Origin of the sequence: Micromonospora sp. C28SCA-DRY-2 (assembly GCF_030519475.1) — a bacterium.
Lineage (GTDB): Bacteria > Actinomycetota > Actinomycetes > Mycobacteriales > Micromonosporaceae > Micromonospora.
The window spans coordinates 1,308,039-1,331,930 of record NZ_JAUMKD010000001.1; the positions used below are offsets into that span (position 1 = coordinate 1,308,039).

19 protein-coding genes and 1 pseudogene are annotated in these 23,892 nt (G+C 74.6%); 13 read left to right on the forward strand and 7 right to left on the reverse strand.

The window, feature by feature from the left end; translation table 11 throughout:
* Positions 1-15: 15 nt before the first annotated feature.
* The 3 genes from Q3W71_RS06060 to Q3W71_RS06070 are packed head-to-tail and all read right to left on the reverse strand — an operon-like array spanning position 16 to position 2,361.
* Positions 16-756 (reverse strand): hypothetical protein, encoded by a 741-nt coding sequence (locus Q3W71_RS06060; RefSeq protein ID WP_302918276.1) that lies wholly within the window; start codon positions 754-756, stop codon positions 16-18.
* A gap of 59 nt (positions 757-815) precedes the next feature.
* Positions 816-1,727 carry a hypothetical protein gene (locus Q3W71_RS06065; RefSeq protein ID WP_302918277.1) on the reverse strand — a complete coding sequence of 304 codons (912 nt, stop codon included), beginning with the start codon at positions 1,725-1,727 and terminating at the stop codon, positions 816-818.
* 4 nt (positions 1,728-1,731) lie between these two features.
* Positions 1,732-2,361: an MBL fold metallo-hydrolase gene (locus Q3W71_RS06070; RefSeq protein ID WP_302918278.1), complete on the reverse strand. Its 630-nt coding sequence runs from the start codon at positions 2,359-2,361 to the stop codon at positions 1,732-1,734.
* Positions 2,362-2,478: 117 nt separating this feature from the next.
* Here Q3W71_RS06070 and Q3W71_RS06075 point away from each other — a divergent pair, with 117 nt between their 5' ends.
* Positions 2,479-3,420: a DUF4349 domain-containing protein gene (locus Q3W71_RS06075; RefSeq protein ID WP_302918279.1), complete on the forward strand. Its 942-nt coding sequence runs from the start codon at positions 2,479-2,481 to the stop codon at positions 3,418-3,420.
* Here the strand turns inward: Q3W71_RS06075 and Q3W71_RS06080 are convergent.
* Positions 3,377-4,636, reverse strand: coding sequence for an amidohydrolase (locus Q3W71_RS06080; protein ID WP_302918280.1), 1,260 nt, complete (start codon positions 4,634-4,636; stop codon positions 3,377-3,379). The two genes, Q3W71_RS06075 and Q3W71_RS06080, sit on opposite strands and share 44 nt — an antisense overlap.
* Before the next feature lie 604 nt (positions 4,637-5,240).
* On the reverse strand, positions 5,241-6,824 hold the full coding sequence (locus tag Q3W71_RS06085) for a methylmalonyl-CoA mutase (protein WP_302918281.1): 1,584 nt from the start codon (positions 6,822-6,824) through the stop codon (positions 5,241-5,243).
* A gap of 205 nt (positions 6,825-7,029) precedes the next feature.
* On the opposite strand from Q3W71_RS06085, the gene Q3W71_RS06090 reads away from it, so the two are divergent.
* Positions 7,030-9,093: a protein kinase gene (locus Q3W71_RS06090; RefSeq protein ID WP_302918282.1), complete on the forward strand. Its 2,064-nt coding sequence runs from the start codon at positions 7,030-7,032 to the stop codon at positions 9,091-9,093.
* Positions 9,094-9,140: 47 nt separating this feature from the next.
* Positions 9,141-10,808, forward strand: coding sequence for a phospho-sugar mutase (locus Q3W71_RS06095; RefSeq protein WP_302918283.1), 1,668 nt, complete (start codon positions 9,141-9,143; stop codon positions 10,806-10,808).
* A gap of 134 nt (positions 10,809-10,942) precedes the next feature.
* Here Q3W71_RS06095 and Q3W71_RS06100 read toward each other — a convergent pair whose 3' ends face one another.
* Both Q3W71_RS06100 and upp read right to left on the reverse strand, forming a co-directional pair.
* The gene (locus Q3W71_RS06100) at positions 10,943-11,620 is read right to left on the reverse strand and encodes a GPP34 family phosphoprotein (protein WP_302918284.1); all 678 of its coding nucleotides are present in this window, start codon (positions 11,618-11,620) and stop codon (positions 10,943-10,945) included.
* A gap of 66 nt (positions 11,621-11,686) precedes the next feature.
* Positions 11,687-12,319: a uracil phosphoribosyltransferase gene (upp, locus tag Q3W71_RS06105; protein ID WP_302918285.1), complete on the reverse strand. Its 633-nt coding sequence runs from the start codon at positions 12,317-12,319 to the stop codon at positions 11,687-11,689.
* Positions 12,320-12,441: 122 nt separating this feature from the next.
* Between upp and deoC the strand changes: the two genes are divergently transcribed.
* The 10 genes and pseudogenes from deoC to Q3W71_RS06155 all read left to right on the forward strand — a co-directional run bounded on the left by deoC (position 12,442) and on the right by Q3W71_RS06155 (position 23,867).
* The gene (deoC, locus tag Q3W71_RS06110) at positions 12,442-13,401 is read left to right on the forward strand and encodes a deoxyribose-phosphate aldolase (protein WP_302918286.1); all 960 of its coding nucleotides are present in this window, start codon (positions 12,442-12,444) and stop codon (positions 13,399-13,401) included.
* Between the two features lie 5 nt (positions 13,402-13,406).
* A complete protein-coding gene (locus tag Q3W71_RS06115) occupies positions 13,407-14,837 on the forward strand; it encodes an aldehyde dehydrogenase family protein (RefSeq protein WP_302918287.1) in 1,431 nt (476 codons plus the stop codon).
* Complete coding sequence (locus Q3W71_RS06120) at positions 14,830-15,654, forward strand: aldehyde dehydrogenase family protein (protein ID WP_302918288.1); 825 nt, start codon at positions 14,830-14,832, stop codon at positions 15,652-15,654. The genes Q3W71_RS06115 and Q3W71_RS06120 overlap by 8 nt, the downstream gene beginning before the upstream one ends.
* Before the next feature lie 213 nt (positions 15,655-15,867).
* Positions 15,868-16,329, forward strand: a complete 462-nt coding sequence (locus Q3W71_RS06125) for a BlaI/MecI/CopY family transcriptional regulator (RefSeq protein WP_302918289.1) — start codon at positions 15,868-15,870, stop codon at positions 16,327-16,329.
* 10 nt (positions 16,330-16,339) lie between these two features.
* The gene (locus tag Q3W71_RS06130) at positions 16,340-17,242 is read left to right on the forward strand and encodes a M56 family metallopeptidase (RefSeq protein WP_302918290.1); all 903 of its coding nucleotides are present in this window, start codon (positions 16,340-16,342) and stop codon (positions 17,240-17,242) included.
* 138 nt (positions 17,243-17,380) lie between these two features.
* On the forward strand, positions 17,381-18,631 hold the full coding sequence (locus tag Q3W71_RS06135) for a cytochrome ubiquinol oxidase subunit I (protein WP_302918291.1): 1,251 nt from the start codon (positions 17,381-17,383) through the stop codon (positions 18,629-18,631).
* Positions 18,632-18,641: 10 nt separating this feature from the next.
* Positions 18,642-19,649, forward strand: a complete 1,008-nt coding sequence (locus Q3W71_RS06140) for a cytochrome d ubiquinol oxidase subunit II (protein ID WP_302918292.1) — start codon at positions 18,642-18,644, stop codon at positions 19,647-19,649.
* The gene (cydD, locus tag Q3W71_RS06145) at positions 19,646-21,319 is read left to right on the forward strand and encodes a thiol reductant ABC exporter subunit CydD (protein ID WP_302918293.1); all 1,674 of its coding nucleotides are present in this window, start codon (positions 19,646-19,648) and stop codon (positions 21,317-21,319) included. The genes Q3W71_RS06140 and cydD overlap by 4 nt, the downstream gene beginning before the upstream one ends.
* Before the next feature lie 26 nt (positions 21,320-21,345).
* Positions 21,346-23,115 (forward strand): annotated as a pseudogene (cydC, locus tag Q3W71_RS06150) (thiol reductant ABC exporter subunit CydC); the annotation flags it as partial.
* A gap of 68 nt (positions 23,116-23,183) precedes the next feature.
* A complete protein-coding gene (locus Q3W71_RS06155; protein WP_302918294.1) occupies positions 23,184-23,867 on the forward strand; it encodes a permease prefix domain 1-containing protein in 684 nt (227 codons plus the stop codon).
* Positions 23,868-23,892 lie beyond the last annotated feature (25 nt).

The window sequence follows — 23,892 nt, forward strand, 5'->3', positions numbered from 1 at the left end:
CGGCCGGGCCCGGTCTCACCGGGGGCTCAGGTGGGCCCGGGTGGCGGTGAGCAGTTCCAGCAGCTCGGTGCCGTCGGCCGGGCCGAGCGCCGCGAACGCGGCGGTGGTCAGCCGGTCGGTCACCGCCTCGGCCCAGAGCCGCCGCCGCACCAGCGGCCCCACCGGCGGGTACGGCGGCGGCCAGCCGCAGGCCACCGCGCCGGCCTCCCCCTCCGGCCCGGCCAGCACCGCCTCCAGCGGGCTCATCCCGCTGGCCCGTACGGCGAGCAGGTGCGCACCGGCGAAGTGCTCCCGGAGCAGGCGCAGCCCGGCGGCGGCGCGGGCGCCCGGGGTCCCCCCGGGCATGGTCACCGCGCGCCAGGCGGCGAAGAGCGGCATGCCGCTGGCGTCGGCGGCGAGGACGGCCCGTTCGAGCAGGTCGGCGAGACGCTCCACGCCGGGGGACGTGGCCAGCCGCTCGTCGCCCCAGCGGCAGCACTCGACCAGGCTGGCGAGGGCCACCTCGAAGGGCCGGATGGTCCGGGCCGCACCGTCCCAGCCGTCGGCCACCGCGCCGGGCTCGATGAAACCGAGCGCGGCGGCCACCGTCTCGGCCCGGACGTCGCCGAGCGCGCCGGCCCGACCGGTGATGTAGAACGCCCAGCCGGAGATGCCGAGCAGCCGGGCCCGGCGCAGCGTGGTCGGGCACCGGGTGTACGCGTCGCCGAGTTCGAGCACGATCGGCTTGCTGGCCGCGGCGACCTGTTCCGGCGTCATCCGCCCGCTCCCCGCCGTCCGCTCATCGGGGACCAGTCTGCCGTGCCCCGTCCGCGTCGTCAGCCCCCCTCTTCGGCGTCCAGCGCCTCCACCGCCGCCTCCACCTCGCCGGTGCGGCGGCGGGCGGCGGTGAGCGACCGTTCGGCCGCGCGGCGGGCCAGCTTGGACCGGCTCAGCTCCTGCTCGACCACCGCCCGCCGGCGTTCCAGCTCGGCCAGTTCCGCCTCCACGGCGTCCAGGGCGGCGGCGCCGTCGCGCTCGGCCGCCGCCGCGTCGGCCAGCTCCGCCTCCGCCCGCTCCTGCTCGGTACGCGCCTTCGCCAGCTCCTTCTCCAGCGCCCGGCGCTGCCGCGCCCGCTCCGCCCGGGCGGCCCGCTCGGCCTGCTCCGCCCGGAGGGCGGCCCGGTCCGGACGGCCGCGTTCCGGGCGCGGCGGCTCCGGTTCCGCCTCCTCCCCGCCGGTGACCAGGCGCAGTTGCGGGCGGGGCACCTCGCCGAAGCCGGCGTAGCTGGCCGCCCGCAGCAGCCGGCCGGCGCGGACCTGCTCGGCCACCTCGGTGTCGGAGAGCGCGGCGTTCAACGTCGCCTCCACCTCGGCCAGCGGCAGCTTCCCGGCCGGCGGCGCCCCGTCGGTCTGTGCCGCCAGCTTGCGGACCTCGCCGACCAGCGCGCCGACCACCGCCCGGCGCTGGGCGGAGAGTTCGCGCAGCCGGGAGCCGCGCAGCTCCCGCTGGGCGGAACGGAGCGCCTCGGCCAGCTGGGCCAGGTCGGCGACCAGTTCGGGACGGCGGTGGGCGAGCAGGTTGACCAGCCAGGCGGCCACGGTGGGGCGGCGCAGCTTGGCGATCTCCCGGGCGGTCTTCGGGTCGCCGGCCTGACGCGCCTCGGCGGCGGCCGCGTCGCGGGCCGCGACGAACCGGTCGGGCGGCGTGCTGTAGAGCTGCTGGACGAGGTCGCGGGAGGGGCCGGCCATCGCCTCAGCCGTCGATCTTGGTACCCGGCTCCAACCGCTGGTACTCGCAGTTGGACAGCGCGGTGTACTGCCGGTCGAGTACGCCGTAGCCGTTGTCGTTGAGCAGCGCGTCGTGCAGGGCGAAGGCGCGTCGCGGGGCGACCGCCCGGATGAAGTCGACCACTTCGGAGAACTTCGACCAGGGCGCGTGGATCGGCGCGAAGAGCGTGTCGACCTGCACGTCGTCGGGGACGACCAGCGAGTCGCCGGGATGGTAGACCACGTCGTTGACCAGGTACCCCAGGTTGTCCACCACCGGGATGTCGGGGTGGATCACGGCGTGCCGCCCACCGTAGGCGCGGACCGCCACGCCGGCGGCGGTGAACGACTGGCCCGCCTCGACCGGTTCGAGCGCCTCGGCCGCCTCGCCGAGGGTGCGGGCCAGCGAGGACGGCCCGTACACGGGCACCGGCCGCCGGTCGAGCTGGCGGACCAGCGCCTCCACGTTGACGTGGTCGGGGTGCTCGTGGGTGATCAGCACCGCGTCCGCCCCGTCCAGCGCCACCGGCTCGCTGAACCCGCCCGGGTCGATGACCAGCACTCCCCCGTCGTGCTCGAGCCGTACGCAGGAGTGGGCGTACTTGGTGAGCTGCATCGTGACTCCTCGATTATCGAATCGTGACGTCCTGAGCGCAGTCTGCCGGAACCGACGTGCCGACGCGTCGCGTCTGAGGTATCGCCCCGGAGCGGGGCGGTGACGGAAGGGACGGGGATGGACGGACGAGAAGCACGTCGCCGCGGGACGGCGCTGGTCGCGGCGGGTCTCGTCGCGCTGCTGGCGCTCGCGGGTTGCGGGAGCGGCGATTCGGGCAGCGCCCGGGACTCGGCGGCCGGCGCGCCGGCCGGCCAGGAGGGGGGTGCCCCGGCGGACCAGAAGCAGGCCGGTCCGGGGGCGCCGGAGCAGGCCGGCGCCGGCGCGCCGGACCTGCGGATCGACCAGCGGGCGATCATCTACACCGGAACGATGCGGGTGCAGGTGGACGATGTGGACGCCGCCGCGCGGGAGGCGGTGGCCGCGGCCACCCGGGCCGGCGGTTTCGTCGGCGGTGACGAGCGGCGCAGCTCGGCGGCCGACGCGGTGGCGGAGCTGGAGCTGCGGGTGCCGGCGGCGAAGTTCACCGAGGTCGTCGACGAGATCGCGAAGCTGGGCCGCCAGCAGCGCCGGGACATCAAGACCGAGGACGTCACCGAGGAGACGATCGACCTCGACGCCCGGATCACCAGCCAGCGCGCCCGGGTGGAGAACGCCCGCCGCCTGCTCGCCCGGGCCACCTCGATCACCGACCTGGTGTCGCTGGAGAACGAGCTGGCCCGCCGGGAGGCCGATCTCGCCTCGCTGGAGGCGAAGAAGCGCCGGCTCGCCGACCTCACCGCGCTGTCCACCATCACCGTGTCGCTGGTCGGCCCGGACGCGACCACCGCGGAGGAGGAGCCGGAGGCCGGTTTCCTGGTCGGGCTGGAGGGCGGCTGGAAGGTCTTCCTCGTCTCGATGACGCTGCTGCTGACCGTGCTGGGCGCGCTGCTGCCCTGGCTGATCGCGCTCGGCGTACCGCTGACGGTGCTGCTGGTGGTGCTGCGCCGGCGGCGCCGTCGCAAGCCGGCGCCGCCGATCAGCGCGCCGCCGCCAGTGCCCGCAGCGCGGTCTGCACCATGACGCGTACGCCGACCGGGATGGCCCGCTCGTCCACGTCGAACGAGGCGCGGTGCAGGTCCACGTTCGGGCCGGAGCGGCCGACGCCGAGCCGGGCCAGCGCGCCCGGCACGTACTCCAGGTACCAGGAGAAGTCCTCGCCGCCCATGCTCTGCGGGGTCTCGGCGACGCCCTCCGGGCCGAGCGCGGCGGCGGTGGCGGCGGTCAGCACTCCGATGGCCCGGGAGTCGTTGCTCACCGGCGGGCGTCCGCGCAGGTACTCCAGGTCGACGGTGGCGCCGGTCGGCGCGATGACGTCCCGGATCACCTGACCCACGATCTTGGGGGCGAGTTCCCAGGTGTCGCGGTCCATCACCCGCAGGGTGCCGGCCGCGCACGCCTCGGACGGGATGACGTTGTACCGGGTGCCGGCCGAGGCGTGGCCGAACACCAGCAGCAACCCGCTGTTGGCCGGCACCCGGCGGCTCACCAGCGCGGGCACCTCGGTGATCAGCCGGCCGAGCGCGTCGACCAGGTCGACGGTCAGGTGCGGCCGCGCGGTGTGGCCGCCCGGCCCGGTCAGCCGGACGGTGACGTTGTCGGCGGCCGCGGTGATCGGGCCGACCCGCAGGCCGATCTGCCCGACCGGCAGGTTCGGGTCGCAGTGCAGCGCGAAGATCTGCACCACGTCGTCCAGGCCGCCGGCCTCGATGACCTCGAGCGAGCCGCAGGGCAGGATCTCCTCGGCCGGCTGGAAGATCAGCCGGACCCGCCCGGGCAGCTCGCCGAGGTCGGCGAGCTGGGCCAGCAGCATGCCCACGCCGAGCATGATCGAGGTGTGCACGTCGTGCCCGCAGGCGTGGCAGACCCCGTCCACGGTGGAGCGGTACGGCACGTCCTTGACGTCGGTCAGCGGCAGCGCGTCGATGTCGGCGCGCAGCGCGACCACCGGACCGTCCGGGCGGCCGTCGATGTCGCAGATGACCCCGTTGCCCTTGGGCAGCAGCCGCGGGTTCAGCCCGGCCAGGGAGAGTTCCCGGGCGATCAGCGCGGCGGTCTCGAACTCCTCGCCGGAGAGCTCGGGGTGCGAGTGGATGTGACGGCGGGTGGCGATCAGCCCGGGTACCCGGAGGGCGAGAAGGTGGTCCAGCTCGAACGGCAGGGGTTGGGACCCGGTGGGCGCCTCCGGCCAGGACGACGCCAGCTGGCCGCCCGTGGGCAGCGTCAACGCACTCGTCACGTCGAATTCTCGATCACTAGAAATGGATGGATCATCGGGAACAGCAGACAGCCTAGACCTCCGGCGGTGACGCTGCGCAACCTCGTTACGGTAGTGATCGGACCGCACAGCGTCACGAATGCCCTGCTGAGAGCGCTCGTAGATCTGCGGGACAGCAGGTAGATCGCGGTTGAACGCCGTCATCTGCCCCACACCTCCTACAACGCGTAACCGTTTCGCGGGTCACGAAGTCGAGCGCCGACCTCGGGCCGTTGTTCCGAATTGTCGCATTAGTCGGTTCGATGAACTGACACTCCGACAATTACCTGACCACTCTCCGCAACGAGGCATCCGCCGACGTTCACACGTCCGGGCGCCATCCGACCGCACAGGGTGTGCGTTCCCGATCACCCGGCCGGGTTACCCGTAAACCTCCCCGGCACACGCCGCGGCCGGTGGGCCGCGCCGCCCCGGGGGACGCGGGGATCCCGGCGGCGTCGCCGGGCCCGCTCCACGCCTGCGCCGCCGATCGGCGGCGGGGTACCTGCACAAACTGTAGCGCCGCGCGGACCGGCACCGAGGTCCACCGGCGAGGGACCCGGCCGGGACACGCCGGCGGTCGGGTTCAGAACCGGTCGGAGGGGCGGTACAGCCCCCAGACCTCCCGCAGCGTCCCGCAGACCTCGCCGACGGTGGCGCGCGCCCGCAGCGCCTCCTTCATCGGGTAGAGCACGTTCTCGGTGCCGGAGGCGGCGGCCCGCAGGTCGGCGAGCGCCCGCTCCACGGCTGCCCCGTCCCGCGAGCGGCGCAGCTCGGCGAGCCGCTCGGCCTGCGCCTTCTCGATCGCCGGGTCGACCCGCAGCGGCTCGTATGGCTCCTCCTCGTCGATCGCGAACCGGTTGAGCCCGACCACCACCCGCTCGCCCGAGTCGATCTCCTGGGCGATCCGGTACGCGGACTGCTCGATCTCCCGCTTCTGGAAGCCGGCCTCGATGGCGTCCACCGCCGAACCGTGGTCGAAGACCCGGTCCATCAGCTCGTTCGCCGCCGCCTCCAGCTCGGCGGTCATCGCCTCCACCACGTACGAACCGGCGAACGGGTCGACGGTGGCGGTCAGGTCCGTCTCGTACGCCAGCACCTGCTGGGTCCGCAGCGCCAGCCGGGCGGCCTTCTCGGTGGGCAGCGCGATCGCCTCGTCGAAGCTGTTGGTGTGCAGCGACTGGGTGCCGCCGAGCACCGCGGCCAGCCCCTGCACCGCCACCCGGACCAGGTTCACCTCGGGCTGCTGGGCGGTGAGCTGCACGCCGGCGGTCTGGGTGTGGAAGCGCAGCATCATCGACTTCGGGTCCTTGGCGCCGAAGTCGTCGCGCATCAGCCGGGCCCAGATCCGCCGGGCGGCCCGGAACTTGGCCACCTCCTCCAGCAGCGTGGTGCGGGCCACGAAGAAGAACGACAGCCGGGGCGCGAAGTCGTCCACCGCCAGCCCGGCCGCCAGCGCGGCCCGGACGTACTCGACGCCGTTGGCCAGGGTGAACGCGATCTCCTGCGCGGGCGTCGCGCCGGCCTCGGCCATGTGGTAGCCGGAGATGGAGATGGTGTTCCACTTCGGCACCTCCTTACGGCAGTAGCCGAACGTGTCGGCGACCAGCCGCAGCGAGGGCTTCGGCGGGAAGATGTACGTCCCGCGGGCGATGTACTCCTTGAGGATGTCGTTCTGGATGGTGCCGTTGAGCGCCGAGCCGGGCACCCCGTTCTCCTCGGCGACCAGCTGGTAGAGCAGCAGCAGCACCGAGCCGGGCGCGTTGATGGTCATCGAGGTGGAGACCTTGTCCAGCGGGATGCCGTCGAAGAGCAGCCGCATGTCCTCGATGGAGTCGATGGCCACCCCGACCTTGCCCACCTCGCCGTGCGCGATCGGGTCGTCGGAGTCGTAGCCCATCTGGGTCGGCAGGTCGAAGGCGACCGAGAGGCCCATCGTGCCGGCGCGCAACAACTGGTGGTAGCGCGCGTTGGACTCGGTGGCGGTGCCGAAGCCGGCGTACTGGCGCATGGTCCACGGGCGGGAGGTGTACATCGTGGGATAGACGCCACGGGTGTACGGGTACTCGCCGGGGCCGCCCAGCCGGGAGTCGAGGTCCCCGGGGAGGTCGGCCGCCGTGTAGACGCCCTTGATCGGGAAACCGGACTCGCTTGACCGCCGTTCGCTCATTACCGGATGGTAGGACGCGGGGCGGTCCCGGTGGGTGAGGGATACCGCACACCGGGTCGGCACGCATCGACGAAAGGTGAACGTCCGGGCACGTACTGTCGAGTTAGGTAAACGTCCGTCGCGTCGGCTTTCGCATCGGGCGTCGGAACCAGCAAGATAGGGGGGTTGTGTCCCAGCCCCCTCGATTTCCCCCGGTGGCTTTTCTGTGACTCAGATCCCGACGTGGAGCGGCGGACCAGTCAGTCCCCCGACCGGACGCGCGGCACCCGGCACCACCATCGGTGGGCGCTACTCGCTGCGGTCGGCGGTGGGCAACGGCGGCATGGGCACGGTCTGGCGTGCCACAGACACACTCCTGCGCCGGGACGTGGCGGTGAAGGAGGTCGTGCTCCCGCCGGGGCTGGCGCCCAGCGACCGCGACGCCATGTACGAGCGCACCCTGCGCGAGGCCCGGGCCGCCGCGGCCATCCAGCACCCCGCCGTGGTGCAGGTCTACGACGTGGTCACCGAGGGCGGCCGGCCGTGGATCGTGATGGAGCTGCTGGACGCGCGCAGCCTCGCCGACATGGTGATCGAGGACGGGCCGGTCGCGCCCCGGGTGGTCGCCAAGATCGGTATCGCGCTGCTCGGCGCGCTCGAGGTGGCCCACGCGATCGGCGTGCTGCACCGTGACGTGAAGCCGGCCAACGTGCTGATCTGCTCCGACGGGCGGTGCGTGCTGACCGACTTCGGGGTGGCCCGGATGCCCACCGACGTGCAGCTCACCACACCCGGGATGGTGCTCGGCTCGCCGCACTTCATCTCCCCCGAGCGCGCCATGGGCCAGGAGTTCGGCCCGCCGAGCGACCTCTTCTCGCTGGGCGTGACGCTCTACACGGCGGTGGAGGGGCGGCCCCCGTTCGACAAGGGCGACCCGATCGAGACCATGCACGCGGTGGTCGAGGACCCGCCCGCCACCCCGCAGCGCAGCGGGCCGCTGACCCGGGTGCTGATGGGCCTGCTGGAGAAGGACCCGAGCCGCCGGCTGGACGTGCACACCGCCCGGGCCATGCTGCGCGAGCTGCTCGCCGGCCCGCTGACCAGCACCGCGGCCGCGGTGAACTCGGTGACCGACCCGTACTCGGTGGTGCCGGTCCAGCGGCCGGTGCCGACCCCGCCGCCGGCCCAGCCGGAGCCGAAGCCCACCGGGCAGATCGGCGGCCGGGCGATGCTCGCGCCCGGCGAGTCGCTGACCGACCGGCTGGCCGCGCTGCGCCGGGGCGAGCGCCCCGGCCAGGCCGCCACGCCGAGCGCCGCCGCGTTGGACGAGACCAGCGCCGACGCGCTGGCCGGTCCGCTGCACACGCCGACCGGCGCGATGTCGCCGCCGGCCGCGCCGCGTACCGGGCGCACCTACGGCGGCGCCGACACCACCCAGCGGGTGGGCGGCCCGGAGCAGCCCGACGCGACCCAGCGGGTCGTCTGGGGCGCCCGACCGGACGCCACCCAGGCGGTTCCCTACGCCGCCGCGCCGGACGCCACCCAGCGGGTGGGCGGCACCTACGGCGGCGGCCAGTGGTCGGTGCCGGGCACCGGCCAGCCGTGGACCACGCCGGCCGCCGCGCCCGCCGCCGCCGGCAGCCCGGTCGACCGCGCCCGGCGGGTCGGCGGTGAACTCGTCAGCACCGTCAAGGGCTGGCCCCGCAAGGTGCAGCTGGCCGCAGCCGGCGGGTTGGCCGTGGTGCTGCTGATCGGGGCGGTCGTCCTGTTCAGCGGCGGCGACGACCCCGCGCCGCCGCCGACCCAGGCCCAGCCCACCACCGCTACCCCGGCCGGGCCCGGCATGGAGATGCAGGAGCACTCCGGCAAGGGCGTCCGGGTGATGGTGCCGAAGGGCTGGGAGAAGGCGACCGGCGGCGTGTACATCGACTACCTGGACCCGGAGGACGACGGCCGCAAGGTCCGGGTGCTGAGCGAGAAGTTCGGCGGCAGCAGCTCGATGCGCTGGGCCGAGGTGGCCGAAGGCGTCCTGAAGGGCTCGAAGAGCTCCTGCGTCAAGCCGTACAACCAGATCGCGATGACCGAGCAGACGCTGGCCGGCAAGCCGGCGGCCGAGCTGGAGTACACCTGCGGCGAGGGCGACACCATGCGGCACGGCGTGTGGCGCGGCGTGGTGCACGACGGCCGGGTCTACTCGTTCTATCTGACCTCCACGGACGCCAAGTTCGAGGAGAGCAAGCCGATCTTCGACGAGATGGTGCGGACCTTCCAGCTCACCGACGCCGGCTGAGGCAGGGGAAGCGGACGGGGTGATCCGCCGGCGTGCTATCAAGAGGCATGCCGGCGGACACCACTGACATCGACGACATTCGCGAGCAAGCCCGGCGCTGGCTCGACGACGACCCGGACCCGGCCAGCCGGGCGGAACTCCAGGCGGTGCTCGACCGGCTGCCGACCAGCGCCCCGGAGCTGGCCGACCGGTTCGCCGGGCCGCTCACCTTCGGCACCGCCGGGCTGCGCGGGCCGCTGCGCGCCGGCCCGAACGGGATGAACCTCGCGGTGGTCACCCAGGCCGCCGCGGGGTTGGTCAACTGGCTCGCCGCCCAGGGCAGCACCGGCCCGCTGGTGATCGGGTACGACGCCCGGCACGGCTCCCGCCAGTTCGCCGAGCGGACCGCGCAGGTGGCCACCGGCGCCGGCCGGCCCGCGCTGCTGCTGCCCCGACCGCTGCCCACTCCGGTGCTGGCGTACGCGGTGCGCCACCTGGGGGCGGTCGCCGGGGTGATGGTCACCGCCAGCCACAATCCGCCGCAGGACAACGGCTACAAGGTCTACCTCGGTGCCGACCTGGGCGGCGAACTGGGCGCCGGGGCGCAGATCGTGCCCCCGGCCGACGCCGGGATCGAGGCGGCGATCCGGGCCGTCGGCCCGCTGGCCGAGGTGCCGCTCGGCCCGCCCGGCCAGGTGCTCGGCGACGACCTGGTGGCGTCCTACGTGGAGCGGGCCGCCGCGGTGATCGCACCGGAGGGGCCGCGGGACCTCGCCGTGGCGTACACCCCGCTGCACGGGGTGGGGGCGGCGGTGCTCACCGCGGCCTTCGCGCGGGCCGGCTTCCCGGTGCCCGGGGTGGTGCCCGAGCAGGCCGAGCCGGACCCGGCGTTCCCGACCGTCTCCTTCCCCAACCCGGAGGAGCCGGGGGCGGTGGACCGGCTGGTCGCGCTCGCCGAGTCGACCGGCGCCGACCTCGCCATCGCCAACGACCCGGACGCGGACCGCTGCGCGGTGGCCGTCCGGGACGCGGCGACCGGGTGGCGGATGCTGCGCGGCGACGAGGTGGGCGTGCTCCTCGCCGACCACCTGATGCGGCGCGGGGTGACCGGCCTCTACGCCACCACCATCGTGTCGTCGTCGCTGCTGCGGGCGATGTGCGCCGCCCGGGACGTGCCCTACGACGAGACGCTGACCGGGTTCAAGTGGATCGTCCGGGCCGGCGGCGGGAGCGCCCCGCTGGTCTTCGGCTACGAGGAGGCGCTGGGCTACTGCGTGGCCCCGGAACACGTACGCGACAAGGACGGGATCACCGCCGCGCTGACCGTGGCCGAACTGGCCGCCGGGCTCAAGGCGGAGGGCCGGACGCTGACCGACCGGCTGGACGAGCTGGCCGCCGAGTTCGGTGTGCACCACACCGACCAGCTCTCGGTGCGGGTGGCGGACCTGCGGGAGATCACCGCCGCGATGACCCGGATCCGGGCCGCCACCCCGACCGAACTGCTCGGCCACCCAGTCACCTCGGCGCAGGACCTGCTCCCCGAGGCCGACGTGGTGATCCTGCGCACCGGGGCCGCGCGGGTGGTGATCCGGCCGTCGGGCACGGAGCCGAAGCTCAAGGCGTACCTCGAGGTGGTCGAACCGGTCGCGGACGGCGACGTGGCCGCGGCCCGGACCCGCGCGACCGACTCCGTCGCCGCCCTCCGCGCCGAGATCGCCGCCGCGCTCGGGCTCTAGCGAGGTACACCGGCGGCGCGGTCACCGTCGCGGGCGCACCTCGGGGGCCGGGCGACGGCGCACGACGGGACCGGGTGACGGCACGCGGCACCGGGGTCGGGTGGCCGCGGCGCCGGGCGGGCGCGCCGGGAGGGTCAGCGGCGGGGGCCGAGGGCGGCGTCGACGGCCTGGCCGAGAGCGGCGACGACCAGCCCGACGGACGGGCGGACCACCGAGTCCTCCAGGCTGACCTCGCCGGAGAAGCCGGCGCCGCTGGCGATCTCCGCCAGCCGGCGGCGGGCGTCCGCTGTCGCCTCCGCGCTGATCCCGAGCGCTGGTTCCATCCGGAGCACGGCGACCAGGGTGGCCAGCGCGGCGGTCCGCTCGTCGGGTACGGCCGCCCCGGTGAGCGCCGCGGCGAGCCGGCGCCGGGTGTCCGCCTCCACCGAGGGATCCACCACCGGGTACCGGTGCACGTGGATGAAGCCCAGCTCGGTCTCGTCCACGTCCCGCACCACGCCCTGGCGGCACAGGTCGCCGAGGATGCGGTCGCGCAGGCCGTGACGCAGCCGCTGCACCCAGGACGACGGGGAGTGCGGGGTGTCCGCGACCATCCGCTCGAGGACGGCGTCGGTGACCGGCTCGCCGGTGGGCGTCGGGTCGACCACCGTCAGGGCACCCTCGGAGTACGCGATCCGGCTGGCGAGGGCCAGTTCGATCAGCACGGCCGCGGCCATCCCCAGGTCGAGGCTGATCCGCGGCATGGTCGCCTTGCCGGTCTCGTCGTCGTAGGCGAGGAGGAGCAGCTCTTCGGCGAGCGCAACACCAGTCATGGCCCGTGACGCTAGCCGCTGCGCGCACCCCACGCACGAACTCGGCGTGGGGCGCGCCCGGCGGGTTCAGAAGCGGGGCATGCCGCCGAACTGGCGGTCCCCGGCGTCACCGAGGCCCGGCACGATGAACATCCGGTCGTTGAGACCCTCGTCGATCGAGGCGGTGACCAGCCGCAGCGGCAGGCCGGAGCGCTCCAGCCGTGCGATGCCGACGGGGGCGGCGAGCACGCAGAGCACGGTGATGTCGGTGCAGCCCCGGTCGGCCAGCAGCCGGCAGCAGTGCTCCAGCGAGCCGCCGGTGGCCAGCATCGGGTCGAGCACCAGCACCGGCAGCCCGGCCAGGTCCCGGGGCAGCGACTCCATGTAGGCGCGGGGCTCGTAGGTCTCCTCGTCGCGGGCCAGCCCGACGAAGCCCATCGAGGACTCCGGCAGCAGCCCGAGCGCCGCGTCGGCCATGCCGAGGCCGGCCCGCAGCACCGGCACCAGCAGCGGCGGGTTGGCCAGCCGGGTGCCCTCGGTGCCGGTGACCGGGGTCTGCACCGGGTACCGCTCGACCGGGAAGGACCGGGCCGCCTCGTACACCAGCATGGTGGTGAGTTCGTGCAGCGCCGCCCGGAAGTTGGCGGAATCGGTGCGTGCGTCCCGCATGGCGGTCAGCCGCGACTGGGCGAGCGGGTGGTCAATGACGAGTACGTCCACGGTCGCTCAACCTACCGAACCGGTGGCCCGGGCACTGCCGGTGCGGGCGGACCAGCGACGCCGCTCACCGACCGGCGCCGTGACCAAGATCACTGAGTGGCCGGATGCGTAGACTTCCAGGCATGACGGCGACAGCGACGTCGGCCCGGTCGGATCTCTCCGAGCTGGGACGATCCGAGACCGCTCTGCGGACCTTCCTGCACGGCCTGCCGGGCGTGGACCAGGTCGGCGCGGAGCAGCGGGCGGCACAGCTCGGCACCCGCTCCATCAAGACCACCGCCAAGGCCCAGGCGATCGACCTGGCGATCCGGATGGTCGACCTGACCACCCTCGAGGGCGCGGACACCCCGGGCAAGGTGCGGGCGCTGGCCGCCAAGGCGCTGCGCCCCGACCCGGCCGACCCGTCCTGCCCGCACGTCGGCGCCGTCTGCGTCTACCCGGCGATGGTCCCGCACGTAGCCGAGGTGCTCCGCGGCTCCGGCGTGCACCTGGCCAGCGTGGCGACCGCCTTCCCGTCCGGGCAGGCGCCGCTGGAGGTCAAGCTCGCCGACACCCGGGCCGCCGTCGAGGCGGGCGCCGACGAGATCGACATGGTGATCAACCGGGGCGCGTTCCTGGCCGGCCGCTACAAGGAGGTCTACGACGAGATCGTGGCCACCAAGGAGGCCTGCGGTGACGCCCACCTCAAGGTGATCCTGGAGACCGGCGAGCTGGCCACCTACGACAACGTCCGGCGCGCCTCGTGGCTGGCCATGCTGGCCGGCGGTGACTTCATCAAGACCTCCACCGGCAAGGTCCCGGTGGCGGCCACGCCCCCGGTGACCCTGGTGATGCTGGAGGCGGTGCGCGACTTCCGGGCGGCCACCGGACGCCAGGTCGGCGTGAAGCCGGCCGGCGGCATCCGGACCACCAAGGACGCGATCAAGTACCTGGTGATGGTCAACGAGACCGTCGGCCCGGACTGGCTGGACCCGGACTGGTTCCGCTTCGGCGCCTCCAGCCTCCTCAACGACCTGCTGATGCAGCGCACCAAGCTGACGACCGGCGTCTACGCCGGTCCCGACTACTTCACCCTGGACTGAGCGCCATGTTCGAATACGCCCCCGCCCCCGAGTCCCGCTCGGTGGTGGACATCAAGCCCTCGTACGGGCTCTTCATCGACGGGAAGTTCGTCGACCCCACCGACGGCGGCTCGTTCAAGTCGATCAACCCGGCCTCGGAGGAGGTGCTGGCCGAGGTCGCCGAGGGCGGCGCCGGCGACGTCGACCGCGCGGTCCGCGCCGCCCGGGCGGCGTACGAGAAGGTCTGGGGTCCGATGCCGGGCCGGGACCGGGCCAAGTACCTGTTCCGGATCGCCCGGATCATCCAGGAGCGCTCCCGCGAGCTGGCGGTGCTGGAGTCGCTGGACAACGGCAAGCCGATCAAGGAGTCCAGGGACGTCGACCTCCCCCTGGTCGCCGCCCACTTCTTCTACTACGCCGGTTGGGCCGACAAGCTGGAGCACGCCGGCTTCGGCCCCAACCCCCGGCCGCTCGGGGTGGCCGCGCAGGTCATCCCGTGGAACTTCCCGCTGCTGATGCTGGCCTGGAAGATCGCCCCGGCGCTGGCGGCCGGCAACACGGTGGTGCTGAAGCCGGCCGAGACCACCCCGCTGACCGCGCTGCTCTTCGCCGAGATCTGCCAGCAGGCCGACCTGCCGGCCGGCGTGGTCAACATCGTCACCGGCGCCGGCGAGACCGGCCGGGCCCTGGTCGAGCACCCGGGCGTGGACAAGGTCGCCTTCACCGGCTCGACCGAGGTGGGCCGGGCGATCGCCCGCGCGGTGGCCGGCACCCGCAAGAAGCTCACCCTGGAGCTGGGCGGCAAGGCCGCCAACATCGTCTTCGACGACGCGCCCATCGACCAGGCGGTCGAGGGCATCGTCAACGGCATCTTCTTCAACCAGGGCCACGTCTGCTGCGCCGGTTCCCGGCTGCTGATCCAGGAGTCGGTCGCCGACCGGGTGCTGGAGTCGCTGAAGCGGCGGATGGCCCAGCTGCGGGTCGGCGACCCGCTGGACAAGAACACCGACATCGGCGCGATCAACTCGGCCGCCCAGCTGGCCCGGATCCGGGAACTCTCCGAGGCCGGGTCCGCCGAGGGCGCCGAGCGCTGGTCGCCGCCGTGCGAGCTGCCCGAGCGGGGCTTCTGGTTCGCGCCGACCATCTTCACCGGGGTCACCCAGGCGCACCGGATCGCCCGCGAGGAGATCTTCGGCCCGGTGCTGTCCGTGCTGACCTTCCGCACCCCGGCGGAGGCGGTCGAGAAGGCCAACAACACGCCGTACGGGCTGTCGGCCGGGATCTGGACCGACAAGGGCTCCCGGATCCTGTGGATGGCCGACCGGCTGCGCGCCGGCGTGGTCTGGGCCAACACGTTCAACAAGTTCGACCCCACCTCGCCGTTCGGCGGCTACAAGGAGTCGGGCTACGGTCGCGAGGGCGGCCGGCACGGGCTGGAGGGCTACCTCAATGTCTGAGCGGGTCGCGGTACGCAAGACGTACAAGCTCTTCATCGGCGGGAAGTTCCCACGCAGCGAGTCGGGGCGGTCGTATCTCGTGCAGGACGCGAATGTCTCCCTGGCCTCCCGCAAGGACGCGCGGGACGCCGTCGTCGCCGCCCGCGCCGCGGTCAAGGGCTGGGCCGGCGCCACGGCGTACAACCGGGGGCAGATCCTCTACCGGGCGGCCGAGATGCTGGAGGGCCGGCGCGAGCAGTTCGTCGCGCTCGGCGTGCCCGGCGACGAGGTGGACGCGGCGGTCGACCGCTGGGTCTGGTACGCCGGCTGGTCGGACAAGCTCCCCCAGGTGTACGGGGGCGCCAACCCGGTCGCCGGGCCGTACTTCAACCTCTCCTCGCCGGAACCGACCGGCGTGGTGGCCGTGGTCGCCCCCGCGGCGCCGGCGCTGCTCGGCCTGGTCAGCGTGATCGCCCCGGCGATCGTCACCGGCAACACCGTCGTGGTGGCCGCCTCGCCGGCGGCACCCCTGGCGGCGGTGACCCTGGCCGAGGTGCTCGCCACCTCCGACCTGCCCGGCGGCGTGGTGAACATCCTCACCGGCCGGCTGTCGGAGACCGTGCCGACGCTGGCCAGCCACATGGACGTCAACGCGATCGACCTGACCGGGGTGGCCGACGCCGACCTGGCGGCCGACCTGGAGGTCAAGGCGGCGGAGAACCTCAAGCGGGTGCTCCGGCCGGCGCCGGTCGACCACGACTGGTTCGCCGACCCCGGCATCACCCGGATGACCGCCCTCCTGGAGACCAAGACCGTCTGGCACCCCAAGGGGGTGTGAGCCGGCTCGGGCGCACGGTTTCCGGGGAGCCCCGCCGGCTCCGGGCGGTCAGGCTTGATCCCTCCGCGGCGGGGCTCCCCGGAAACCTCGTCGTGAGCACGGTCCGTCCGGGGGTTCCGGCTTGCGGCCGCTGCCCACCGTTGGCGGACCGTCGGCGGGGGGCGGTTCCGTACCGCCCTGGGAGGGATCTACTACCGGGAGTAGGATTGCCCTGTGACTCGGCTTGGTGATCTCGAACGTGCGGTGATGGACGTGCTGTGGGACTCGGTCCCCGCCACGTCGGACGGCGTCACCGTGCGGGAGGTCGCGGACGCACTGCCCGGGCGCGAGCTGGCCTACACCACGGTGATGACAGTGCTGGACCGGCTGGCCGGCAAGGGCATGGTGCAGCGCGAGCGGGAGGGCCGGGCCTGGCGCTACCGGGCCGCGGCCAGCCGCGAGGCGTACATCGCCCAGCTCATGCTCGACGCGCTGGACCTCGGCGGCAGCCGGGACGCCGCGCTGGTGCGCTTCGCCCGCTCGGTGACCGGCACCGAGGCCGAGGTGCTGCGCGCCGCGCTGGCCGCCGACGCCAGCGGCCTGCCGGCCGCCGCGGGTGAGCTGACCGACCGGGTCGAGGCGCCGACCGACCGGGTGGTCCGGCCGCCCGTCGCCGACGAGGCCGTGGACCGGTAGGGCGGCGGCCGTGGCGTACGCTCTGCACTTCGCCGCGTCGATGGCGGCCTGCCTGCTGACCGCGCAGGTGCTGGCCCGCTCCACCTGGACGTGGCGCAGCCCCCGGGTGGCGATCATCTGCTGGCAGGCGGTCGGGCTGGCGCTCGGCCTCTCCGAGATGGGCCTGCCGATCGCGGTGGGGCTGGCGCCGTACAACAAGCCGACCGGCAGCGCGCTGCTCGCCCTGGCTGACGACCTGGTGCACGGCACCCTGCCGCCCGGCCTGGGGGCCGTCCAGCTGAGCCTGGTCGCCCTCGGCTTCGGCATCGGCGGGGTGCTGCTCACCACGACCGTACGCACCCTGCTGCACACCGTGCGGGCCCAGCGCCGGCACCGGGAGCTGCTCGCCCTGGTGGCCCGGAACGACCCGGCGGCGCCCGGCGCGCTGGTGCTCGACCACCCGAGCGCGGCGGCGTACTGCCTGCCGGGGGTGAAGCCGCAGGTGGTGGTGAGCGCCGGGACGCTCAGCCTGCTGGACCGCGCCGAGCTGGCGGCGGTGCTCAGCCACGAGCGGGCGCACGCCCAGGAGCGGCACGACCTGGTGCTGCTGCCGTTCACCGCGCTCTGCCGGGCGCTGCCCTGGTTCGGCTGGGTCCGCGGGATCCACGAGCGGGTCGCCCTGCTGGTCGAGATGCGCGCGGACGACAAGGCCCGGGAGGCGCACCCCGAGGCGCTGGGCCGTGCGCTGCGCCGGTTCGCCGCGGCCGGCGACCGGATCACCCCGGCCGGCGCCCTCGGCCTCGGCGACCGTGACCTGGACGTCCGGGTGCGGCGGCTGCAGGTGCCCGACCGGCCGCCGCGGGTGCTCGGCGCGCTCGCCCTGTCGGTGGCCACCACGCTGGCCGCCCTGCCGATCTCCCTTTTCCTCAGCTGATTCCGGCGCGCCGGATGCGCCCCCCGAACTACTACGCTTTGTCGTACGCTCTCCTACGACGTAGCGTAGTAGTTATAAGTAGGGAATCTACGTGTAGGCTCACTACGACAAGTGAGCCGACAGTACGGAGAGCCGGCCATGGACACCCTCCTCCTCGCCCGACTGCAGTTCGCCACCACCACCTCGATCCACTTCCTGTTCGTGGTGGTCACCCTCGGCCTGGTCACCCTGCTGGTGGGGTTGCAGACCACCGCGGTGCTGACCGGCAAACCGGTCTACTGGCGGCTGACCCGGTTCTGGGGTCAGCTCTACGTGATCAACTACGTGCTGGGCATCGCCACCGGCATCGTGATGGAGTTCCAGTTCGGGCTGAACTGGAGCGGGCTGTCGCGCTACGTGGGCAACGTCTTCGGCGCCCCGCTGGCGATCGAGACGCTGGTGGCGTTCTTCCTCGAGTCGACCTTCCTGGGCATGTGGATCTTCGGCTGGCACCGGCTGCGCAAGGGCCTCCACCTCGCGCTGCTCTGGGGGGTCGCGCTCACCGCGTACGCCTCGGCGTTCTGGATCATGGTGGCCAACTCCTGGCTGCAGAACCCGGTCGGCTACGAAGTGCGCGACGGGATCGCCCACCTCACCGACTTCACCGCCCTGCTCACCAACCCCAGCCTCGGCATGGCCTTCGGGCACGTGGTCTTCGCGGCGCTGCTGGTCGGCGGGATGCTGATGGCCGCGGTCAGTGCCTGGCACCTGATCCGGCGCACCCCGGACTTCGTGCTGTTCCGCACCTCGCTGCGGATCGGCCTGGTCACCGCGGCACTGTCGATCACCATGGTGCAGGGCTTCGGCTTCGCCCAGTTCGGGCCGGTCGGGCAGGTGCAGCCCACCAAGTTCGGCGGCGGCCCGGAGGCGGACGCCCTGGTGGCCGAGTGGACCGCCCGGTTCGGCCAGGGCGACTACACCCCGCCCGTGCTGGCCAGCGTCGGGCTCGGCTTCATGATCCTGATCGGCTTCGCCCTCGGCACCCTCTGGCTGCTGCTCCCCCTGCTCTGGCGGGACTGGGCCATCCGGCTGCGCTTCCCGCTCTGGCTGATCCTGCTCGCCCTGCCGCTGCCGTTCGTCGCGGTGATCCTCGGCTGGATCGCCCGCGAGGTCGGCCGGCAGCCCTGGGTGGCGTACGGCCTGCTCCCCACCGACCAGGCCGTCTCCGGCGTCGCCCCCGGCGTGATGCTGGCCTCGCTGATCGGCTTCAGCCTGCTGCTCGGCGCCCTGGCGGTGGCCAACTGGGTGCTGCTGGCCCGGCACGCCGCCCGGGGCGCCGCCGATCCGGCGCTGGGCCGGCCGCCCACCCAGCCGCCCGCCGACACCCGTCCCGTGCCCGCCTTCGCCTGAGGGAGACACCGTGGAACTCGCCTGGTACGCCCTGCTCGGCCTCTTCTTCGCCGCCTACCTGGTGCTCGGCGGCTACGACTACGGCGTGGGCCTGCTGCTCGCCCGGGGCACCGACCCGGCCCGCCGCCGGGCGGCGCTCAACGCCGTCGGCCCGTTCTTCCTCGGCAACGAGGTGTGGCTGGTCGCCGCCGTCGGCATCCTGTTCGGCGCCTTCCCGATGCTGGAGGGGGAACTGCTCTCCGGCTTCTACCCGGCCGTGGTCGGCGCGCTGGTCGGGGTGATCCTGGTGACCGCCGGGGTGCAGCTGCGCAGCCGCCCGGCCGGCGAGCGGTCCCGGGCCGGATGGGACCGGGTGGTGGTGATCGGCAGCCTGCTCGCCGCGCTCGGCTGGGGCGCCCTGCTCGCCGGCCTGCTCCAGGGCGTACCGCTGCGCGCCGGTGGGCACGTCGCCGGGGTCACCCACCTGTTCACGCCGTTCGTGGCCGCCGCCGGGCTCGCCGTGCTGGCGCTGGTCGCGGCGCACGGTGCGACCTTCCTCACCCTGCGGCTGCCGGCCGCCGACGCCGAGGCGACCGGCCGGCTGGCCCGCCGGCTGGTCCCGGTCGCGCTCGCCGCGGTCGGCGTGGCCACCGTCCTCGGCCTGCTCTCCGAGCGGGTCCGCGACACCGTGCAGCAGCCGGTCGCCGGCCTGCTCGCGCCGGTGCTGCTGGCCGGGGCGTTGCTGCTGGCCAGGGCGGCGCTCGCCCGCCGGCGGCCGGGGCTGGCCTTCGCCGCCACCGGCACCGCCCTGGCCGCGCTGGTGGCGCTGGTCGGCGCGGCCCTCTGGCCGTACGCGCTGGTCTCCACGATCGACCCCGGCGCGTCGCTGACCGTTGCCGACGCGGCGGCGAGCGGCCCCACGCTGCGGCTGCTGGGCTGGCTGACGGTGCCGCTCCTGCCGGCCCTACTAGGCTTTCAGCTGATGTGCTGGTGGGTTTTCCGGGGACGGACTGACGGCAGGGCACCGGTGTACTGGTGAACCGCCGTCCCTTCGACCCGCGTCTGCTGCGCCGGGTCCCCGCGGCCCGGCGCGACCTCGCCGTGCTCGCCCTGCTCGGCGTGGTCGCCGCAGGGCTGGTCGTGGCCCAGGCCACCGCGCTGGCGGCGCTGCTGGCGACCGCGTTCGACGGGCGGCTGGACCGGCCGGCGCTGGCCGGCCTGGTCGCCGCGGTCGCCGCGCGGTCGCTGCTGGTCTGGGCGCAGGGCACGGTGTCGGCGCGGGTCGCCGCGACGGTCAAGGCGGCGCTGCGGGTGGAACTGCTCGGCGCGGTCGGTCGGCACGGCCCCGGCTGGGTCGCCGGCCAGCGCGCCGGGCAGTTGGCCACCCTGGCCGGGCGCGGACTGGACGCGCTGGACGCCTACTTCACCGGCTACCTGCCCCAGCTCGTGCTCAGCGTCACCGTGCCGGTGGCGGTGCTGGGCCGGATCTTCCTCGCGGACTGGAGCTCCGCGCTGATCATCGCGGTCACCCTGCCGCTGATCCCGATCTTCGGAGCGCTGCTCGGCTGGCAGGCCCAGGCCGCCACCGAACGCCAGTGGCGGCGGTTGTCGCTGCTCGGCGGGCACTTCCTCGACATGGTCGCCGGGCTGCCCACGCTGCGCGCCTTCGGCCGGGCCCGGGCACAGGTGGACGTGGTCCGCCGGATGGCCGACGGGCACCGGGTGGCGACCATGAAGACGCTGCGCATCGCCTTCCTCTCCGCCCTGGTGCTGGAACTGGTGGCCACCCTCTCGGTGGCGCTGGTCGCGGTGCCGGTGGGCCTGCGGCTGCTCGGCGGCGGGCTGACCCTGCAGACCGCGCTGCTGGTGCTGCTGCTCACCCCCGAGGCGTACCTGCCGCTGCGGGCGGCCGGGGCCCGGTTCCACGCCAGCATGGAGGGGCTCACCGCGCTGGACGAGGCGCTCACCGTCTCGGCCACGCCACCGGCGCCGGCCGAGCGGGGCGGTCCCGCCCCGGACGGGCGGGCGGAGATCCGGTTCGAGTCGGTGACCGTCGAGTACGAGCGCACCACCGCGCTGCGGGACGTCACGTTGACCATCCGGCCGGGCGAGCGGATCGCCATCGTCGGGCCCAGCGGCGCCGGCAAGAGCACCCTGCTCGGGCTGCTGCTGGGCTTCGTCACGCCGACCAGCGGCCGGGTCACCGTCGGCGGGGTCGACCTGGCCGGCGCGGATCCGCAGGTGTGGCGCCGGCAACTGGCCTGGGTGCCGCAGCGCGCCCACCTCTTCGCCGCCTCGCTGGCCGACAACATCCGGCTCGGCGCCCCCGACACCCCCGACGCCGCGCTCGCCGCCGCGGTGCGCGACGCCGCGCTGGACGACGTGGTCGCCGGGCTGCCGGACGGGCTGGCCACCGTGCTCGGTGAGCGCGGGCACGGCCTCTCCAGCGGCCAGCGGCAGCGGGTCGCGCTGGCCCGCGCGTTCCTGCGGGACGCCCCGCTGGTGCTGCTCGACGAACCGACCGCCCGGCTGGACAGCGCCTCCGAGGCGGTCGTGCTGGCCGCCACCCGCCGGCTGGTCGCCGGCCGCACGGCGCTGCTGGTGGCGCACCGCCCCGCGTTGCTCTCCGACGCCGACCGGGTGCTGCGGATCGAGGAGGGCCGGGTCACCGAGCTGACCCCGGTGCCGACCGCGGAGGTGATCCGGTGATCGCGGCGACCCGTCCCGAGCGGGCGGTGCTGCGCCTGGCCCGGCCGTACCTGAACCGGCTGCTCGGCGCCGGGCTGCTCGCCGCGGTGACCGAGTTCGCCGGGCTGGCCCTGATGGCCACCGCCACCTGGCTGCTGATGAGCGCGGCCGGGCGGCCGCCGCTGGACCGGCTCACGGTGGCGATCGTCGCGGTCCGGGCCCTGGCCGTCAGCCGCGGCGTGTTCCGCTACACCGAGCGGCTCGCCGGGCACGACGCGGTGCTCCGGCTGGTCACCGACGTCCGGACCCGGGTGTTCGCCGCCCTCGCCGCCCGCCGGGCCCCCGAGCAGCGCACCGGCGACGCGCTGAGCCGGCTGGTCTCCGACGTGGAGGCGGTGCAGGACCTGCTCCTGCGGGTGCTCGTGCCGGCCTCGGCGGCGGCGCTGGTCAGCGTCGTGGCGGTGGGCGCGGCGGCGCTGATCTCCCCGGCCGCCGCCGGCACGCTCGCCGTGGGGCTGCTGGTCGCCGGCGTGGCGCTGCCCGCGCTGGCCACCGCGCTGACCCGGCGGGCCGCCGCCGAGGTGGCACCGCTGCGCGGGGCGCTGGCCGCCGACGCGGTCGACCTCACCCACGGCGCCGCCGACCTGGCCGCGTTCGGCGCCACCGGGTCCGCGCTGGCGGCCGCCGGCCAGCGCACCGCACGGCTGGCCCGGCTGGAACGGCGGCTCGCCGCCACCGGGTTCGCGGTGGACGCGGCCGGCGTGCTGGTCGCCGGGCTGAGCGCCGCCGCCGTGGTGTTCGTCGCGCTGGCCCGGGACGTGGACGGGGTGCTGGTCGGGGTGCTCGCGGTGGGCACGCTCGCCGCCGTGGAGGTGGCGCTGGCGCTGGTCGGCGCCGCCCGGCAGCGGACCCAGCTGAGCGCCGGCCTGACCCGGGTCGCCGCCCTGCTCGACGCCGCCCCGACCGACACCACACCGACCGCCGGCCCGACCGAAGCCACGGCCGCCGGCGCTGCCCCGGGAGGCGAGGAGACGCCGGCCGCGGTGAGCACGGCGCCGCATCACGTGCGGTTCAGCGACGTGACGGTGCGCTACCGGGAAGGCGCCGCGCCCGCCCTGGTCGGGTTCGACCTCGACCTGCCGGCCGGGCGCCGGGTGGCCGTGGTCGGGCCGAGCGGGGCTGGCAAGAGCACCATCGCCGCCGTCCTCACCGGGTCGGTACGGCCCGAGGCGGGCCGGGTCACGCTGGACGGGCGGGACCTGTCGGCGTACTCCGCACAGGAGCTGCCGCGGGCGGTCGGCGGCCTGCTCGCCGAGGCGTACGTCTTCCACGCCTCGGTCCGGGACAACCTGCTGCTCGGCAGGGCCGGGGCGAGCGACGACGAGGTGGCCGCGGCCACCGCCGCCGCCGGCCTGCTGGACTGGGTACGCGAGCAGCCGGACGGCTGGGACACGGTGGTCGGCGAGGAGGGCGGGCAGCTCTCCGGCGGCCAACGGCAGCGGCTCGCGCTGGCCCGGGCGCTGCTCGCCGCCCCGGGCGTGCTGGTGCTCGACGAGCCGACCGAGGGGCTCGATCCGGCCGCCGCCGACGCGGTGCTCGCCTCGACGCTGGCCGCCACCCCGCCCGGGCACTCGGTGCTGCTGATCAGCCACCGGCTCAGCGGGCTGGCCGGGCTGGACGAGATAGTGGTGCTCGACGCCGGGCGGGTGGTGCAGCGCGGCCGGCACGCCGACCTGGTCGCGACTCCGGGCTGGTACCGGGACCAGTGGCGGCTCCAGGAGGCGGCCGAACGCGGGTACTTCGCGCTGACCCCCTGACCTGGCCTCCGGGTCGGCCCAGGGATGTCCCCGACGACGCCCGGCCGCGATCGTGGCAGGGTGGTGCCATGGCCGGCGGTGACGAGGTGATGGTGGAGGAGCGCCTGCGCGAGCTGGGTGACCGGCTGCGCGGGCCGGTACGGCTCAAGTCCGACCTGCTGACCGAGGCCCGGCACGGGCTGTTGGACGCCGTGGAGGCGTACCGGGAGGGCGGGCTGTCGGCGGCGGAGGCGCAGCGCCGCGCGGTGACCGAGTTCGGCAGCCCGGCGCAGCTGGCCCCGGCGTACCAGGCCGAGCTGGCGGTCGGCGCGCTGCGTGGGCTGTCGCTGCGGGTCGTCCTGGTGGCCGCCGTCGCGATCGTCGCCGGCGACCTGACCTGGCAGGGGGCGAGCTGGAGCGAGGGGCCCCGGCCGCCGGCCGGCTACCTGCTGCTCTCCGCCTCGATGGACTGGCTGTGGATCAGCGCGTTCGTCCTGGCGGCGGCCGGACTGCTGGTCGCCACCGGCGCGGGCCGGTGGGGCGTGCCGGGCGGGGCCGTGCTCAACCGGGCGGTCGGCGCCAGCCTGACCGGCGTCCTCGTCCTCGCCGCGGCCGCCGGCGGCGGGCTGTTCGCCTGGTCGATGGGGCTCTGGGAGGCGGCCCTCACCTGGCCGCCGATGATCATCGGCGCGGTCCTGGTCGGCGCCGCCCTGTTCTGGATCGGCCGCGCGGCCCGCTACTGGCTGTCCGCCGCCCTGACCCCGGCCCGCTGACGCCCGTCCGGCGCGGCCGGTCGCG

Excerpts from the sequence above, each read along its gene's own strand:
- Q3W71_RS06095 (WP_302918283.1), top strand. The coding sequence starts at position 9,141 with ATGCCGGCGGACACCACTGACATCGACGACATTCGCGAGCAAGCCCGG.
- deoC (WP_302918286.1), top strand. The coding sequence starts at position 12,442 with ATGACGGCGACAGCGACGTCGGCCCGGTCGGATCTCTCCGAGCTGGGA.
- Q3W71_RS06085 (WP_302918281.1), bottom strand. The coding sequence starts at position 6,824 with ATGAGCGAACGGCGGTCAAGCGAGTCCGGTTTCCCGATCAAGGGCGTC.
- Q3W71_RS06065 (WP_302918277.1), bottom strand. The coding sequence starts at position 1,727 with ATGGCCGGCCCCTCCCGCGACCTCGTCCAGCAGCTCTACAGCACGCCG.
- Q3W71_RS06135 (WP_302918291.1), top strand. The coding sequence starts at position 17,381 with ATGGACACCCTCCTCCTCGCCCGACTGCAGTTCGCCACCACCACCTCG.
- Q3W71_RS06120 (WP_302918288.1), top strand. The coding sequence starts at position 14,830 with ATGTCTGAGCGGGTCGCGGTACGCAAGACGTACAAGCTCTTCATCGGC.
- Q3W71_RS06060 (WP_302918276.1), bottom strand. The coding sequence starts at position 756 with ATGACGCCGGAACAGGTCGCCGCGGCCAGCAAGCCGATCGTGCTCGAA.
- Q3W71_RS06075 (WP_302918279.1), top strand. The coding sequence starts at position 2,479 with ATGGACGGACGAGAAGCACGTCGCCGCGGGACGGCGCTGGTCGCGGCG.
- Q3W71_RS06155 (WP_302918294.1), top strand. The coding sequence starts at position 23,184 with ATGGCCGGCGGTGACGAGGTGATGGTGGAGGAGCGCCTGCGCGAGCTG.
- Q3W71_RS06100 (WP_302918284.1), bottom strand. The coding sequence starts at position 11,620 with ATGACTGGTGTTGCGCTCGCCGAAGAGCTGCTCCTCCTCGCCTACGAC.
- Q3W71_RS06115 (WP_302918287.1), top strand. The coding sequence starts at position 13,407 with ATGTTCGAATACGCCCCCGCCCCCGAGTCCCGCTCGGTGGTGGACATC.
- Q3W71_RS06070 (WP_302918278.1), bottom strand. The coding sequence starts at position 2,361 with ATGCAGCTCACCAAGTACGCCCACTCCTGCGTACGGCTCGAGCACGAC.